The sequence below is a fragment of the Rhodanobacter sp. ANJX3 genome (assembly GCF_014200755.1).
Lineage (GTDB): Bacteria > Pseudomonadota > Gammaproteobacteria > Xanthomonadales > Rhodanobacteraceae > Rhodanobacter.
On record NZ_JACHCM010000003.1, the window covers coordinates 123,011 to 136,448 of the forward strand.

A 13,438-nucleotide genomic window follows, 5' to 3' on the forward strand; every position below is an offset into this window, starting at 1 on the left:
ACAACAGCCATGACGGCAACCCATTACGATGACTATCGCGCGCGGTATGGCGGCACAATAGAGAGTCTGAGCCATCCTCTGGATGGGCCAAGATCATGAAGCTTAGCCCCCTTGCCGCCATGCTGACCGGCGAACCGGCGCCCACCGCCATGTGGTCGAGGAATCTCACGCCGATCAGCTGTAAAGCATATTTGGGCTCACGGGTGATGGCTCGGTCAGCTGCACTGGGTTCGGTGACGCCGCTTGGATGATTGTGAGAGAAGATCACTGCTGCTGAGTTGATGGTCAGCGCTGCTCATCTCAAACGTCGAAGACGGATCCACCTAAAAGCGGACGCTCGCCAACGACTGGAATGGGTCGGTTTCTGCCTGTCGACGTCGGCGTTCGCCTGACCATACTAGTCAGAAGCCTGGACAGCGCCGTTCGGTCGCGCGTTGCATGCGTTGCGGTGCACGCAGCTTTCGCAGGCAACGTCGTGATCGGCAAACCCATCCTCATGTTAGCGGCGCTTTTCAGACCGTCTCGGGGTGGCCCGATTTACATTGTCACGGGTAGCCGGTTTAGGAGCATTACAGGTGGCTGATTTCGATCATCAGGGGTGGCCGGTTTCGACTGGAATATGCGCCATCGAACAATTGAGAATGTTGTAGGATATTTTCAGGCAGCAACAGTCCAAGACTATACTGGAGCGCTGCTTCTAAAATAAAACAAGCCAGATAATAGATCGCAGCGACTCTGACCTTATCCCTGCCATTTGTAGCGTTTGGAAGTAGAGTTTTCGGCAAAACCAACCCTCACCAGAAGGCTGTTTTGCCATGAAAAAGACCAAGTACACCGAAGAGCAGATCGCGTTTGCGCTGCGCCAGTCAGAAAGCGGCACGACCGTCGCGGAAGTTTGTCGAAAGATGGGCATCTGCGAAGCCACGTTTTTCAACTGGAAAAAGAAATACGGCGGACTGGGCGTGTCGGAGCTCCGCCGTCTGCGCCAGTTGGACGAGGAGAATCGCAAGCTCAAGCAGCTCGTTGCGGACCTGAGCCTGGACAAGGCGATGTTGCAGGATGTGCTTCAAAAAAAGCTCTAAGGCCGGCCCAGCGCAAGGCGCTGGCCGGCAAGCTTCAGCACACTTACGGTGTAAGCATTGGTCGTTCATGTTCGCTCATGCGGCTGTCGTTGACGGGTTGGTACTACCGGCAAACTCTTCCGCTTCTCGACGCCCCGCTGCTCACGCGGATGCGCGAGATTGCTGAGGTTCGCGTTCGCTATGGAGCGCGCCGCATACACATCTTGCTTCGTCGCGAAGGATGGGCTGTGAATCACAAACGGGTACATCGCATATACGTGCAGGCGGGGCTCAACCTGCGTTCCAAGAGACCGCGCCGGCGTAAGGCGGCAGCGACACGTCTTGATCGGCCCGTGCTGACAGGACCGAACCAGTTATGGAGCATGGACTTTGTTTCTGATGCACTGTTCGATGGTCGCCGCTTTCGTGCACTGACGATCGTCGACAACTTCACCCGCGAATGCCTGGCTATCGATGTCGCTTCCAGTCTGCGCGGCGAGAACGCGGTGAGCGCGCTGGAAGGCCTACGGCAATGTCGCGACCAGCCATGCCGTATACAGGTCGACAACGGTCCTGAATTTATCTCGATGGCATTGGACCGCTACGCATACGAGCACAGCATCACGCTCGACTACTCTCGCCCTGGCAAGCCAACGGACAACCCTTTCATCGAATCTTTCAATGGTTCGTTTCGCGACGAATGTTTGAACACGCACTGGTTTCTGACACTTGCAGATGCCACGGAAAAGATTGAATCTTGGAGGGCTGACTATAATGATTTTCGCCCGCACTCATCTCTAGCAGATATCCCGCCAGCGCAGTTCGCGAAGACCTTTTGCAAGACTCACCAACCGCCGACAACTCTACTTTAAGGTGCTACGAATTTGGGGATGGGGTCAAGTGACACTGGACTCTAAACCGGCCTGCTACTCGAAGCGGGGGGACGTCGCAGACACACTTTGATCAAAACGCGCTTGAAATGACGAAGTTGATCACTTGGACAAAAAGGTTCCGCACCATCCGACCGTCAAGTTGATAGTCAGATAACGTCTGCAGTCCAAAAGCGAATATTGAACTTCTGAGTCGAGTGGCAATAAAGCAGACCGCCCTGAAAAAATAATTAGTATTCACGCATAGAAATGGAATCTCACATGCAGAAAGCTATAAAGCTAATTGAATCTATCGGCACGACGAGCGAAGGACTCTCCCGGACGTTTAAGTTATTGCTTACGGTTGGAGCATTGTTGGGCGGTTACTATCTCGCCTGTTATGTCGTCGCCAACAATCTCTCGTTCCCGGTAAACATAGCCTCCTTGGTAACACTGATCATGGTTTTCGGTCTGACGGCTGCAATCGTTGTTGCTATCGTCGCTTTCTATGTGCTCATGGGATCGGTTACGACATTGAACTTATTTGGTGAGAGCTTCGCTGACGTGTTGAACACCAATTGGCAGGGACTGATTGTGCCAAGCGCTGCTAGGCAAATACGTAAGCTCCTAATTATCTTTGTACTACCGCAAGTCGTACTTTTCTCGCTCCTCGCCGACTTCCAAAACTGGAAGCATTGGAACCCTGCCGGCATGGTGGTGATATTCGCAGCGATGCCTTTAGCGTTCGGCATTTTATCCATCCATAGAAGTTCGAGAATGCGAGATGAATCGAACGGAAAGTGGCGCGTTTTTGCGAGATCCTGTGGAATAGGCTTCTATATTTATATTGCAAATTTCGTCGCTGCGCTATCGGGCTTCTTTTTTCTCTACATATTGAATCTTCGCGGCCTTCTCTCGTCTCCCAATGTCTGGATAGGTGCTTGTCTGTTTGTCATAACCGTAAATACACTCGCGCTCACCAACCGATTGCGCACCACTCTGACGAATTCGACGCCCCTGATTAAGGGCGCTACCGTCAACATTCCAGATGGTGTTTACCAATCGACTGGAAAATTTGTCGTGATGTTTTTGCTGGGAATTAGCCTTTTACCTCCCGTCGCCCTCCAAGTCGCTTCCGCGACACTAGTCGTTTTGGGTATCGGCGGAGGATCTCGTCAAGTTGTCTACGCTCCCATTGAGGGCAAAGGGGCGTTGCCTCCCCCGCTTATCGCTAGCTGCGACTCGCCACACAAGACATGTACGTCTAAGGTGGTCGATTTGCTCTTAGACGCTGGTGACTTCATCTTTGTTCATTTACCCGGTGCGAAAAATCATCAGAATTTTCGGCTCAATGCGGGCGAGCTGTCCTTAGAACGCGACAGACCTGATCCAAAATTGTAGTCAGTGTCAGCTGGATTGCCCTCCCGACGTTGCCCACCGCTCGTCAGTACCAGCGGGATGTTCAGCGCTTGCCGGAATCTATGTTCAACCTGGCCGGAATACGCAACAGCCCGCATGTTGTAGTCGAAGGTTTTCTGCTCATTCGGCATGCCGGACGTTCCCTCGGTGATGCCTGGATAGACAGCGTTGACGGTGATGCTGTGCTCGATCGAATGCGTACGCAGGCTGATAGGTAAAACGTAACTTGCACTCACGTCCAAACACTCCAAACCATAGAGTCGAAGCGTGTACTAGAGCCGGGCAAGGGCACTGCCTTTCTGTAAGTGCCCACGTCAAAGGCAAGAACCGGCGGAGTTAGGTCAGCGTCTAAACAAGTGTGAAGCGTGAGCTACTACTGTACGCCCAAACTTCTCAGCCATTAATGGTGGAACAGCATTTCCCACCTGTTTTGCTTTCGAGGTAAGCGAGCCCGCAAATTTGTAGTTGGTTGGAAATGTCTGAAGGTTGGTCGCTTCACGCAACGTAATCGCTCTGTGCTGCTCAGGATGCCGTATATAGATCTCAAGCTCGGAGACTGTAGTGACGACGTGCTGACGAAAATCTCTTTGACACCAACTCAAAGTGAGCAAACGGTTCCAACTTGGCCATAAGTATTCACGCGGGGCATTTCGATGCGGCCGCTTGCCGTAGAAGTCAGCGCTTCACTGAGCTCACTTGCTGATTTACGACAGACCGTTGAATTAAAATGAATGCTAGTTAACTCAATATTCCTGCAGCTCACATAGCGACTAATTACTATGCGACTAAAGAAAGCCTATTTATAAGCCGTAAAATAGCAAATCGGTTACGCTTAACCAGGCCTCACGTACCGTAGAACTGAACGCCTTCGTGGCACAGCGCCGGCAGGTCAGCGTCCGGGGCAACGCAGGTCATGTTCAGAGGGAGCTCTAACGGTGGTGACAGCGAGCTTACTTCCAATGAAGTAAGTTGCACCATGCGTTCATTGCTCCCTTTTGTCACAACCAGAGCTAGCAAGAGAAACACATCCGTATCATCGACAGGACGGTGCACTTCGATGAGATAGCCAGCTCGGACCGCCGGCTCACGTGCGTACAGATCACGCAGCATCAAGATCAAGGCGTCAATCGGCACGGATGGCAAAGATACGCCAACCTCAACATTTTCTCTCAGCGTTTCGTGTGTAAAGTAGCCAAGAGCATGGCCGGCCAAGAGAGCATCGATCTCTGCTGGATATAGAGCTACTTGATCGACGTAGGGATTGAGCATCAAGGTTGCGCCTCGACTCAGTTCAAGGAGCCTTCGGCCTGTCATCGACGCTATGGTGAACCTTTTTCCTGCTGACGTTTCTGCTTGATCGCGGTCGCTAAAGAATGGCAGCACGGTTTGACCATTGTCGGGCCGAATGATCTGCACGAACCGCATGCGATTAAGAGGCATGGCTTCGATCGGCGTACATACATAAACCGTACTTTCCAAAAGCGCCTTAAAAAACGCCTCTTCAGCGTGTTTCAATATTGCTGGAGACGCCGGAGTCCTCGCAGCTTTTAACAACGAATCAAGCTCGGGTTCCGTCACGTTCACCACCTATGACATCTGCGATATGCCGGCATTACAGCGCTATCACGAGCCGACAGCCGGGTAATTGCGTCGCTTCGAGCGCAGTACTTCCGCAAATCGCTGAATGAAATCGGTCATAGCCCCTCGGTATCTCAGCGCTTCGGATGGCAAGGCAATGCCGAGTACACGAGATATATCAGTTGCAAACTTCAACTGTGCAGCCGTAGGAGGTTTTAAATCCGAATCCAAACACTCTGAAAGGCTTACTGCGAAACATAGAGCCACGCGCTCTTGCAGCCCTTCCAGTTTACCGGCGTGCATGGCGCGATCGCACTGTAAGGCCCAAGCCTCACGAGTACAGTCATCTAGGGGAATAGAAATTCCCCCTTCGTTGTCGAGCACAAGCTGCACGAGCATGCAAAAGGCCCTCTTTATGCGATCAATACGCGTCGCTTGCTTAGGATACTACGAAACTCGTAGTATCCTAAGCAAGGCAAAGTTACGAATCTCGTAGGGTACCTATCCAACAAGGTTGTAACATGCCCCGACGAATCGATATTCGGCTAGTTTTTCAGCGCCGCCTAGAACAAGCGCGCACCGAATGCCAGCTTTCGCAAAAGCAACTCGGTATACAAGCAGGGCTGGACCCATCCGTGGCAAGCACACGTATCAATCGGTATGAGCTCGGCGTTCATGAGCCCGACATGGCCACTGTACAGCGGCTAGCTGAAACGCTTTCGGTACCAACCGCCTACCTTTTTGCAGACGACGAGCGATTGGCGCGCATGATTCTGGCATTTAGCAAACTATCTGTAGCCGACAAAGATCGACTTCTCAAGGCTGCAGGTTCTGAATAAACACGGCTTCGCCCCTTCATTCAGCCCTCCGAAAATCGAAGAAAGGGGTCGGAAATTTACTTGGAAGACGTTGGCGCGGATGTAAGAACCCTGGCTCGCGATATCGAGCAACTACTATGCGGCGGGACTTGAGAAAGACAATTCTTACTAGCTCGATCGAAAGACTTTACGCATGAACGATGAACTAAAGGACGGCACCCTTTCATCCATTTTGGCTTTCCACTACACAGCATCTGCAGCGCTGGAAACGCATCACGAGATGCGCAGATGCTCGTCCGAAGGAACCCATCTTACCCGCGGAAGCGAATGAACATCGCTTATCACAATGGCTTGCGATACCCGCCGTAGTCGAAACCAGATTTATACTGACAGCGCCCAGGGCACTACTGCTATCTGCAAAAGTCTCGCTTTGGCAACTCCCCAATAATCGGCACGATGGCTATGTCGCGAAGGGCTGGATCGCGAAGCAAATACGTTGGCTGATCGAACTGTAAGTTCGTAGCCAAGTTTTATTTTTAGTTACGCCACTGCCGCATAGCCATGTCGAATAACAAAGTTCTGTGTGATTTCACGCTCAAATCCTCAGTGCTCGGATGTGACATAACACAAAACATATAGAAAAGATGCGCCGTTCAAGAGTGCCGACGACCTGAGCCAGGTCAAGGGCATCGGCAAAGCCACGCTAGAGCGCAATCGCGCGTCGATCCTGCTAGCGGACACGGCCGCCACGGCCGATGCGGCGGCGGTCGCCAAAACCGATGCGCCGGCCAAGAAAGCCAAGCGCACCAGCAAAAAGCCGGCTACCGCCGCGGCTGGGGAGTAACGTCAGGTCGCCCTCCCGCTCCGGCAACGGCTCGGGAGGGCGACAAGCAATGGCGATGAGCCGCTCGACATCGGCGCCTATCCGCCTGAGCTACACTCCAGCGCCTTTCCTGTTCGTGCTGCGGCGTCGCCATGATTCTTCCGCGCTACCACATTGCCGATTCCGCCATTCCAGGCGCCGGCAAGGGTCTGTTTCTCGATGAAACCGTGGCAGCCGGCCGTATCATCACGGCACCCGACGGTATCGACCGCACCTACCGGCACGCCGATATCCACGCCTCGGCTGAGCTGATGGCGCAGTTCCACGCCAGCGCCCGCTGGTTCGAGGATCGCTACACGCTGTCGCCGGACTGGCCGGACGAGTGCTATATCAACCACAGTTTCCAGCCCAACGGACTGTGGCATCTGGGCTTCGTCTTTGCGCTGACCGAGCTGCCGCCGGGCACGGAGATCACGGTCGATTACCGGCACCTGCTGCCGCCCGGTGAAAGCGAGGATTTTGCAGATTCGGCCACAGGTGAGACAATAACGGGATTTTCCTGGTCCGAGAGCCTCGCCGGCAGTACGCGGGCGCTCGCCGAATTACTGGATTCTTCCCACGCCGATCGTGATGTCTGATATCCCTACTCTCGAAACGGCGCGACTGCGCCTGACTGCGCTGACGGAACAGCACTTCAATGATTACGCCAAGATGCTCGCCGACGCCGAAAGCACCCGCTGGATCGGCGATGGGCAACCGCTGGACCGCACCAACGCCTGGCGCTCGCTGGCGATGCTGCTCGGCCACTGGCAGCTGCGCGACTGCGGCATGTGGGCGCTGGAACTGAAAACCACCGGCGAATTCATCGGTCGCGCCGGCCTGATGTATCCCGATGGCTGGCCCGATCTGGAATTGGGGTGGATGCTCAAGCCCGGACATCGCCATCACGGCTACGCCACCGAAGCGGGCAATGCCGTGCTCGATTTCGCCTGGCATCACCTGCACGCGCCGCGCGTCATCAGCCTGGTACGCATCGGCAACGAGGCTTCCGATCGCGTAGCCGAGCGCCTGGGCGGCGAGCATATCGAAGACATGGATTTCTACGGCAGCCACAACCACGTGTTTGCGTACTACCCGCCGCGCGCCGCGCTGAGCCGAGCCTCGGCCTGAGTTTTACTCGTACGCTGTTTCTCGCTGCAGGCGGTCGGCCACCGCTCGAGCAGCTGTGGCGCCGGGGTTGGACGCACCGAGCGGGCTAGTTCAAAACCCGCCAAGTTCCCTTTAGCTCAACCTAACTCGCCGCAACGACCGCGCCAGGCTGGCCAGCGCAAGCAGCCGCGCAATGCGCATCCAACCCAGAGCCACCACTATCAGCTGACTGAGCAGCAGCGCCGTGAGAAATCCCGCGGCGCCCGCCGCCGTGACGTGAATGCGTCCCACGCCGGCGGCTGCTGCAATCACAAAGCCGACGGCGCTCACCAGCAGATAAAACAATACGGTGCGAAAAAATCGGCGCAGCAGCTGATTGATGCCGCGGCCGAGGGCTCGAGTCGCGGAGCGCAACGTGGTATCCGCAATGAACGCGGCACGAGCGGACTCCACGATGCATTGGGCCAGCACAAAGGCCGCCAGCAGGGAGCCGTGCGCCATATGCGCCCAGAGATCGGCCTGCGATTGCAGCACGGCCTTATCGGCATGATCGTCGGCCAAATGCGCTCCCAGCGTCGCCACGCCGACCACGGCCAGATACGGCAGCAGCGACCACAGCATCAGGCGGAACATGCGGCCGTACTCGACCAGTCCACACTGCAGCAGTCCGGCAAAACCCAAGGTCCGGCCGGCTCGACCGCTGCCGATGATCATGCCGTCGAGAAAGGGCGACATGGCCAACGTGATCGCCAGCCCGAGTATCGCCGTACCGCCAAGCCAGTCCACGTTCTCACTCAGGGCGAAACCGACATCTCCAAACATCATCGCGTCGACATGCTGCGCCCAGGCGGCGGCGTGAACCGAGTGATCCAGCAGGCCGGCAAGCACGCGCCAGAACGGCAGCGCCACCACCGTGGCAGGGATCAGCATGATCAGCAGCCACAGCAGAAGCAGCCGCCACTGCAGCGCGGTGAGCATGGCGGAAATCAGTGCGCCGAATCCCGGCCGGCGAGCCGAGGTGACCGCCATCACAGCGTCACCAGCGCGGCGTAGAACGCTTCGAGCGCTGCCGCAAAATCAGCCGTCCAGCGGCGCGAAGCGGCGCCGTTGGGCTTGGTCGTCAGGCTGTCGTTGAGTTTATTCGCGTCCAGATACGCCAGCTGCGGCGGATCGAGTTCGGCCGACACGGCCTTGGCCGTTTTCACGAAATCGAAGCGCGCCCAGCGGCGACCGTCGTCCCAGCGCACGTCCTGATGCGTACCGTCGGCAAACGTGACGCGAAGTAGCTGCGGCACAGACGCGCCATCGCGAAACACCGTTACCGTGCTGCGCCAGGGAAACGGCCCCTCGTCGTCGAATGTCGGCTTGGGATGCGCTTTATCCCACGCCTCACGCCGTGTCTTGATCTGCTTGTCCAGCGCATTCTGATCGCTCTCGACCGGCTTGCCGTTGGTCGTGACGACGCCGGCATTGGGCAGCACCTCGGCCACGTCGATATCGGTGATGCTGTCGTCGATATGCGCCGTGCCATAAACGTACTGATCGAAGATGGCATTGACGTCTTTCGCGTCGCCGGATCCATCGATCAGCGCCGCGCGCAGATCGGCTGCCGACGGATGGCGAAAGCGCCAGCGCTGGTAATACAGGCGCATGGCGCGCTCCATGACGCTCTTGCCCAGGCGCTCTTCCAGATCGTGCATCACCGTAGCGGTCCGCGAATACACCGTGCCGTAGCTGTTGCTGGAAAGACGATCCCAGCTGTTCTGGGACAAGGGATCGGCCGGCTGCTTCAGGTCTGCGGCCGTGCGGTCGAGCATGAAACCGCTCATGGTCGGCGCCACGCCCAGACGCTTCATCAACGGCGTCGCCAGCACCACGTCTTCATTGCGCTCGCGCATCATGCGGTCGTCCCAGTATTCGTTCATGCCTTCGTCGAGCATCGGCTCTTCGAATTCGTTGGAGGCGAGCAGACCGTAGAAATAACCGTGGCCGAATTCGTGGATGTTGACGAAGTCGCTCATGTATTCGTTGAGCGTGCCGGGCACGATTTCCTGATAGCCGTCCGAGGTGAAAAAAGTCGGATATTCCATGCCGCCCGCTTCGCTGGCGTTGTACGACGGCACCACGGCGGTGATCGTCTCGTACGGATACGCGCCCAGCGTCGTCGAAAAATAGCCGAGCGAATCGATCGTCGCTTTCAGCGTCGGGGCCGCGGTGGCCGCGTACTGTGCCGGATAGATCACGCGCACCGCCACCTTGGGACTGCCCGGCCCTTGCCACGAGCCGTCCAGCGTCTTGTAATCCTTTGCGGCCACCCAGGCGAAATCGTGCACGTCGCCCTGCATGAAGTGATACGTCGTCTTGCCTTGCGCCTGCGTCGGCTGGCCCTGGAGCTTGCCGACGGCGCCGACGGTGTAGTCGCTCGGCGCTGTCAGATGAACGTCGAAGCTGCCGAAGTCGGCGTAGAACTCGCTGTTGAAGTGGAATTCGTGCACGTTCCAGCGCGGTGCCGCGGCGCCGCGCTCGCCGGCCAGCTCGAGCACGCCGATCTTCGGAAACCACTGGCCGACCAGGTTGAAATCGCCCCACCAGCCGGTGCGCTCGACTACGCGAGGCAGCTGGCTGAGAAAATCGATGTCCAGCGTCAGCGTGCCGCCCGCTGGAACCGGCTGGGCCAGGTCAATGCACGCCACGCTCTGATCGGTCGCCGGGCCGCCGTCCGGCTGCACGTAGTGCCAGGCCAGCGCGGCGGAACCCTGCTTCACCTGCTTGAGGTCGATCCAGCCCCACTGGCCTTTTTCCAGCGACGCCGCGCCGCGCGACTGGCCGTGCGCCGTCAACACCTTGCGCTCGGTAAACCAGGTGCTGCCGTTGTTCTTGAAACCGTTGAGATACAGATGAAAGTAGACCCGACTCACCGCGCGATCGCTGCGATTGCGCCAGGTCATGTGCTCGCTGGCGGTCACCGCGTGCTTCGCCGCGTCCAGATCGGCGTTGATCCGATAGCTCACCACACGGTCCGACAGCGTGGTTTCCTTGCCGGTGCGCTCGCCGCCCCAGGCGTTTGCGGCGCTGGGCGTGCTGGGTCCCGCGGCATGGGCCGATGCAAACGGAATATCGGCCGATTCAGATTCAGCCTGCTTGAGTGTGGCCGCGTTGGGCGCAGCCGACGCCGGGTTGGCGACGGACGCCACGGCGGCGATGGATTCAGCATGGGCCTTACTGCCCGGGACGCCTGCGCCGGCAATGACCCACGCGCACACCATCATCGAACCCACTGCGGCTGATCGCATCGCTTTCGTGCTCCCCTTGACCCCTGACGCAGTGTGCACACAACACGATGCTGTCGCATAGACCAGAGGTCATGCTGAAGAAAGGCTCATAACCGTGCCGATCACCGACCGATGCTGCCGCGCGCTGAAACCGCCGCGTATACGTCTTGTCTGATGGGGGATAAAATGGGAATTCGATCTCTCCTATTCATGGAAAGTCGGGACGATAAGGCGACCAGGCGCCGAGTGTCTCACTGCAGCCAGCCGCATCTCCCGTCCGGCCAACCACAAGGGTTCATCATGCGCATTCTGCTTGCCGAGGACGATCCATCCATCGCCGAAGGCATCTGCAGTTCGCTGCGCCAAGGCGGCCATGCGGTGGACCACGTCGCCAGTGGCAGCCTGGCCGACACCGCGCTGCGCGATCACGAGTACGACCTGCTGGTGCTGGATCTCGGCCTGCCCCAGCTCGATGGCACCGAGGTGCTGAAGCGCCTGCGCAGCCGCGGTGCCGGCATGCCGGTGCTGGTAGTCACGGCGCGTGACGGTTTGCCCGAACGCATCCGCGTGCTCGACCTGGGCGCCGACGATTACCTGGTGAAACCGTTCGCGTTGTCCGAGTTCGAGGCACGCGTGCGTGCGCTGCTGCGCCGGGCCAGCAGCCGCGGCGTACCCGAACTGCAGCTCGGACGACTGCGTCTGGACCTGCCCGGCCACCGCGCCTGGATCGACGAAACCGCGCTCGAACTCACCGCGCGCGAGTTCGGCTTGCTCGAAGCGCTGGCGCTGCGACCCGATCGCGTGACCAGCCGTGCGCAGCTGATCGAAGCACTGTGCGACTGGGATCAGGAGCTGACCGACAACGGCCTCGATATCGCCATCCACCGCCTGCGCCGCAAGCTGCACGGCAGCGGCACGGGCGTTCGTACCATCCGTGGGCTGGGTTACCTGCTGGAAGAAGCCGAAGCAGCCGACGGCGACCTCGAATGAGTGCACCGCGCGTCGTGCGCCTGCGCCCGAGCCTCCGGCGCCGGCTACTGATATTTCTGCTGATTCCGATGGCGGCGCTGCTGCTGCTCGATGCCCTGCTGACATACGGCGTGGCGCTGTCCTATGCCAATCGCGTGCACGATCACGACCTCAGCGACGACGCGTTGACGTTGGCGACCATGCTCAGCAACGATGCGCTGGGCGGCGAGCTGACTCCGCAGGCGAAATTTTTGCTCGAATACGATCCGGACAGCCGCGGCTATTTCAACGTGCGCAGCGAAAAGCGCGGCGTACTCGCCGGCAGCGGACGGCTGCAGGCACCGGCGCTGACCCTGGCATTCAATGCCAAACCCGTGCTTTACAACACCCGCCTGGACAATCACGAACTGCGCGCAGCCACCATCCAGCGAGTGTCGCTGAAAGATCCCAGCGACACGCTGACCATCACCGTGGCCGAGACCTTCCGCGACCGCCATCAGCAGGCGCGCGAAATTTTGCTGTTGGCAACCGTCATGCAGACGCTGCTGATACTCAGCGTGCTGTCGCTGGTCTGGTTCGGCGTCAACCACGGTCTGCGCGTGCTCAATCCCCTGACCGAGCGACTGGCACGGCGTTCGCACGAACTGACGCCGATCGGCGGCGCCGACGTGCCGCAGGAAATCCTGCCGCTCACGCGCACCATCGATGCACTGTTCGCGCGCTTGCGCAGCATGCTCGCGCTGCACGATCGCTTCATCGCGGATGCCGCGCACCAGCTGCGTACGCCGCTGGCCGGACTCAGCCTGCACGTCGACCGCGCGCTGGCCGATTCACGCCCCGAGACGATGGCCGACGCGCTGTCGCACATCCATCGGCTGACCCAGCGCGCCGCGCGCACCTCGTCGCAGCTGCTGGCGCTGACCCGCGCGCAGGCATCGCCAGTGGATACGATGGACAACGCCCTGCTCGACCTGACCCGGCTGATTCCCGAAGCGGTGGCGCTGCGCGTGCACGAAGCGCTCGGCGCCGGCATCGACCTGGGTTACCAGGCGCCCGCACGACAGCAACAGCTTTACATCGATGGCGATGTCGCCAGCCTGCAGGATCTGCTGGACAATCTGATCGACAACGCCATCCGCTACGCCGGGCGCGGCAGTACGGTCACCGTCAGCCTGCGAGGGCAGCCCGACGGCGGCTCCCGCCTCAGCGTAGAGGACGATGGCCCCGGCGTACCGCCGGAGTTGCTGCCGCGCCTGAGCGAGCGCTTCTTCCGCGCACCGGGCAGCAGCGAGGAAGGCAGCGGTCTGGGGCTGGCCATCGTTCAGCGTATTGCGGAACGGCATCACGCCGAAGTGGTCTACCGGCTGGGCGACAAGCGCGGCCTGATCGTCGACGTACGGTTTCCGCCGGCTGCTAAGCGGGATTAAAGCAAACCGTAATAGTTTGAACGACGTTCACGGCGCGCATGCAGCTGCACGCG

Annotated in this window: 12 protein-coding genes and 1 pseudogene; 7 read left to right on the top strand and 6 right to left on the bottom strand. The window is 58.7% G+C overall.

What is annotated here, in order from left to right; translation table 11 throughout:
* Window positions 1-103: 103 nt before the first annotated feature.
* A pseudogene (locus HDE76_RS20760) lies at window positions 104-292 on the bottom strand (JAB domain-containing protein); the annotation flags it as partial.
* A gap of 523 nt (window positions 293-815) precedes the next feature.
* On the opposite strand from HDE76_RS20760, the gene HDE76_RS09050 reads away from it, so the two are divergent.
* Together HDE76_RS09050 and HDE76_RS09055 are read left to right on the top strand one after the other, a co-directional pair.
* Window positions 816-1,933 (top strand): IS3 family transposase gene (locus HDE76_RS09050; RefSeq protein WP_184506867.1). Its coding sequence is split into 2 segments (ribosomal slippage): window positions 816-1,077 and window positions 1,077-1,933, totalling 1,119 coding nucleotides; the frame shifts between segments, so codons are not numbered across the junction.
* Window positions 1,934-2,212: 279 nt separating this feature from the next.
* Complete coding sequence (locus tag HDE76_RS09055; protein ID WP_184506869.1) at window positions 2,213-3,331, top strand: hypothetical protein; 1,119 nt, start codon at window positions 2,213-2,215, stop codon at window positions 3,329-3,331.
* On the opposite strand, the gene HDE76_RS09060 is transcribed toward HDE76_RS09055, so the two are convergent.
* The 3 genes from HDE76_RS09060 to HDE76_RS09070 all read right to left on the bottom strand — a co-directional run bounded on the left by HDE76_RS09060 (window position 3,265) and on the right by HDE76_RS09070 (window position 4,927).
* Complete coding sequence (locus tag HDE76_RS09060) at window positions 3,265-3,585, bottom strand: hypothetical protein (protein WP_184506871.1); 321 nt, start codon at window positions 3,583-3,585, stop codon at window positions 3,265-3,267. The two genes, HDE76_RS09055 and HDE76_RS09060, sit on opposite strands and share 67 nt — an antisense overlap.
* A gap of 105 nt (window positions 3,586-3,690) precedes the next feature.
* Window positions 3,691-3,960: a DNA cytosine methyltransferase gene (locus HDE76_RS09065; RefSeq protein ID WP_184506873.1), complete on the bottom strand. Its 270-nt coding sequence runs from the start codon at window positions 3,958-3,960 to the stop codon at window positions 3,691-3,693.
* A 232-nt stretch (window positions 3,961-4,192) separates the two neighbouring features.
* Window positions 4,193-4,927 carry an SseB family protein gene (locus tag HDE76_RS09070; protein ID WP_184506875.1) on the bottom strand — a complete coding sequence of 245 codons (735 nt, stop codon included), beginning with the start codon at window positions 4,925-4,927 and terminating at the stop codon, window positions 4,193-4,195.
* A gap of 521 nt (window positions 4,928-5,448) precedes the next feature.
* Between HDE76_RS09070 and HDE76_RS09075 the strand changes: the two genes are divergently transcribed.
* The 3 genes from HDE76_RS09075 to HDE76_RS09085 all read left to right on the top strand — a co-directional run bounded on the left by HDE76_RS09075 (window position 5,449) and on the right by HDE76_RS09085 (window position 7,738).
* Window positions 5,449-5,766, top strand: coding sequence for a helix-turn-helix transcriptional regulator (locus HDE76_RS09075; protein ID WP_184506877.1), 318 nt, complete (start codon window positions 5,449-5,451; stop codon window positions 5,764-5,766).
* 954 nt (window positions 5,767-6,720) lie between these two features.
* On the top strand, window positions 6,721-7,206 hold the full coding sequence (locus HDE76_RS09080) for an SET domain-containing protein (RefSeq protein ID WP_184506879.1): 486 nt from the start codon (window positions 6,721-6,723) through the stop codon (window positions 7,204-7,206).
* Complete coding sequence (locus tag HDE76_RS09085) at window positions 7,199-7,738, top strand: GNAT family N-acetyltransferase (RefSeq protein WP_179479526.1); 540 nt, start codon at window positions 7,199-7,201, stop codon at window positions 7,736-7,738. Before HDE76_RS09080 ends, HDE76_RS09085 begins: the two co-directional genes overlap by 8 nt.
* A 111-nt stretch (window positions 7,739-7,849) precedes the next feature.
* On the opposite strand, the gene HDE76_RS09090 is transcribed toward HDE76_RS09085, so the two are convergent.
* Entirely contained in the window at window positions 7,850-8,746 is an 897-nt protein-coding gene (locus tag HDE76_RS09090) for a hypothetical protein (protein ID WP_221262376.1), read from the bottom strand.
* The gene (locus HDE76_RS09095) at window positions 8,746-11,010 is read right to left on the bottom strand and encodes a M1 family metallopeptidase (RefSeq protein ID WP_255481521.1); all 2,265 of its coding nucleotides are present in this window, start codon (window positions 11,008-11,010) and stop codon (window positions 8,746-8,748) included. Before HDE76_RS09095 ends, HDE76_RS09090 begins: the two co-directional genes overlap by 1 nt.
* A 279-nt stretch (window positions 11,011-11,289) precedes the next feature.
* Here HDE76_RS09095 and HDE76_RS09100 point away from each other — a divergent pair, with 279 nt between their 5' ends.
* Together HDE76_RS09100 and HDE76_RS09105 are read left to right on the top strand one after the other, a co-directional pair.
* A complete protein-coding gene (locus tag HDE76_RS09100; RefSeq protein WP_184506883.1) occupies window positions 11,290-11,979 on the top strand; it encodes a response regulator transcription factor in 690 nt (229 codons plus the stop codon).
* The gene (locus tag HDE76_RS09105) at window positions 11,976-13,385 is read left to right on the top strand and encodes a sensor histidine kinase (protein ID WP_179479522.1); all 1,410 of its coding nucleotides are present in this window, start codon (window positions 11,976-11,978) and stop codon (window positions 13,383-13,385) included. Before HDE76_RS09100 ends, HDE76_RS09105 begins: the two co-directional genes overlap by 4 nt.
* Window positions 13,386-13,438 lie beyond the last annotated feature (53 nt).

Bases quoted from the DNA above. Each gene is read 5' to 3' on its own strand.
- HDE76_RS09095 (WP_255481521.1), bottom strand. From the start codon at position 11,010: ATGCGATCAGCCGCAGTGGGTTCGATGATGGTGTGCGCGTGGGTCATT.
- HDE76_RS09105 (WP_179479522.1), top strand. From the start codon at position 11,976: ATGAGTGCACCGCGCGTCGTGCGCCTGCGCCCGAGCCTCCGGCGCCGG.
- HDE76_RS09080 (WP_184506879.1), top strand. From the start codon at position 6,721: ATGATTCTTCCGCGCTACCACATTGCCGATTCCGCCATTCCAGGCGCC.
- HDE76_RS09090 (WP_221262376.1), bottom strand. From the start codon at position 8,746: ATGGCGGTCACCTCGGCTCGCCGGCCGGGATTCGGCGCACTGATTTCC.
- HDE76_RS09085 (WP_179479526.1), top strand. From the start codon at position 7,199: ATGTCTGATATCCCTACTCTCGAAACGGCGCGACTGCGCCTGACTGCG.
- HDE76_RS09055 (WP_184506869.1), top strand. From the start codon at position 2,213: ATGCAGAAAGCTATAAAGCTAATTGAATCTATCGGCACGACGAGCGAA.
- HDE76_RS09075 (WP_184506877.1), top strand. From the start codon at position 5,449: ATGCCCCGACGAATCGATATTCGGCTAGTTTTTCAGCGCCGCCTAGAA.
- HDE76_RS09100 (WP_184506883.1), top strand. From the start codon at position 11,290: ATGCGCATTCTGCTTGCCGAGGACGATCCATCCATCGCCGAAGGCATC.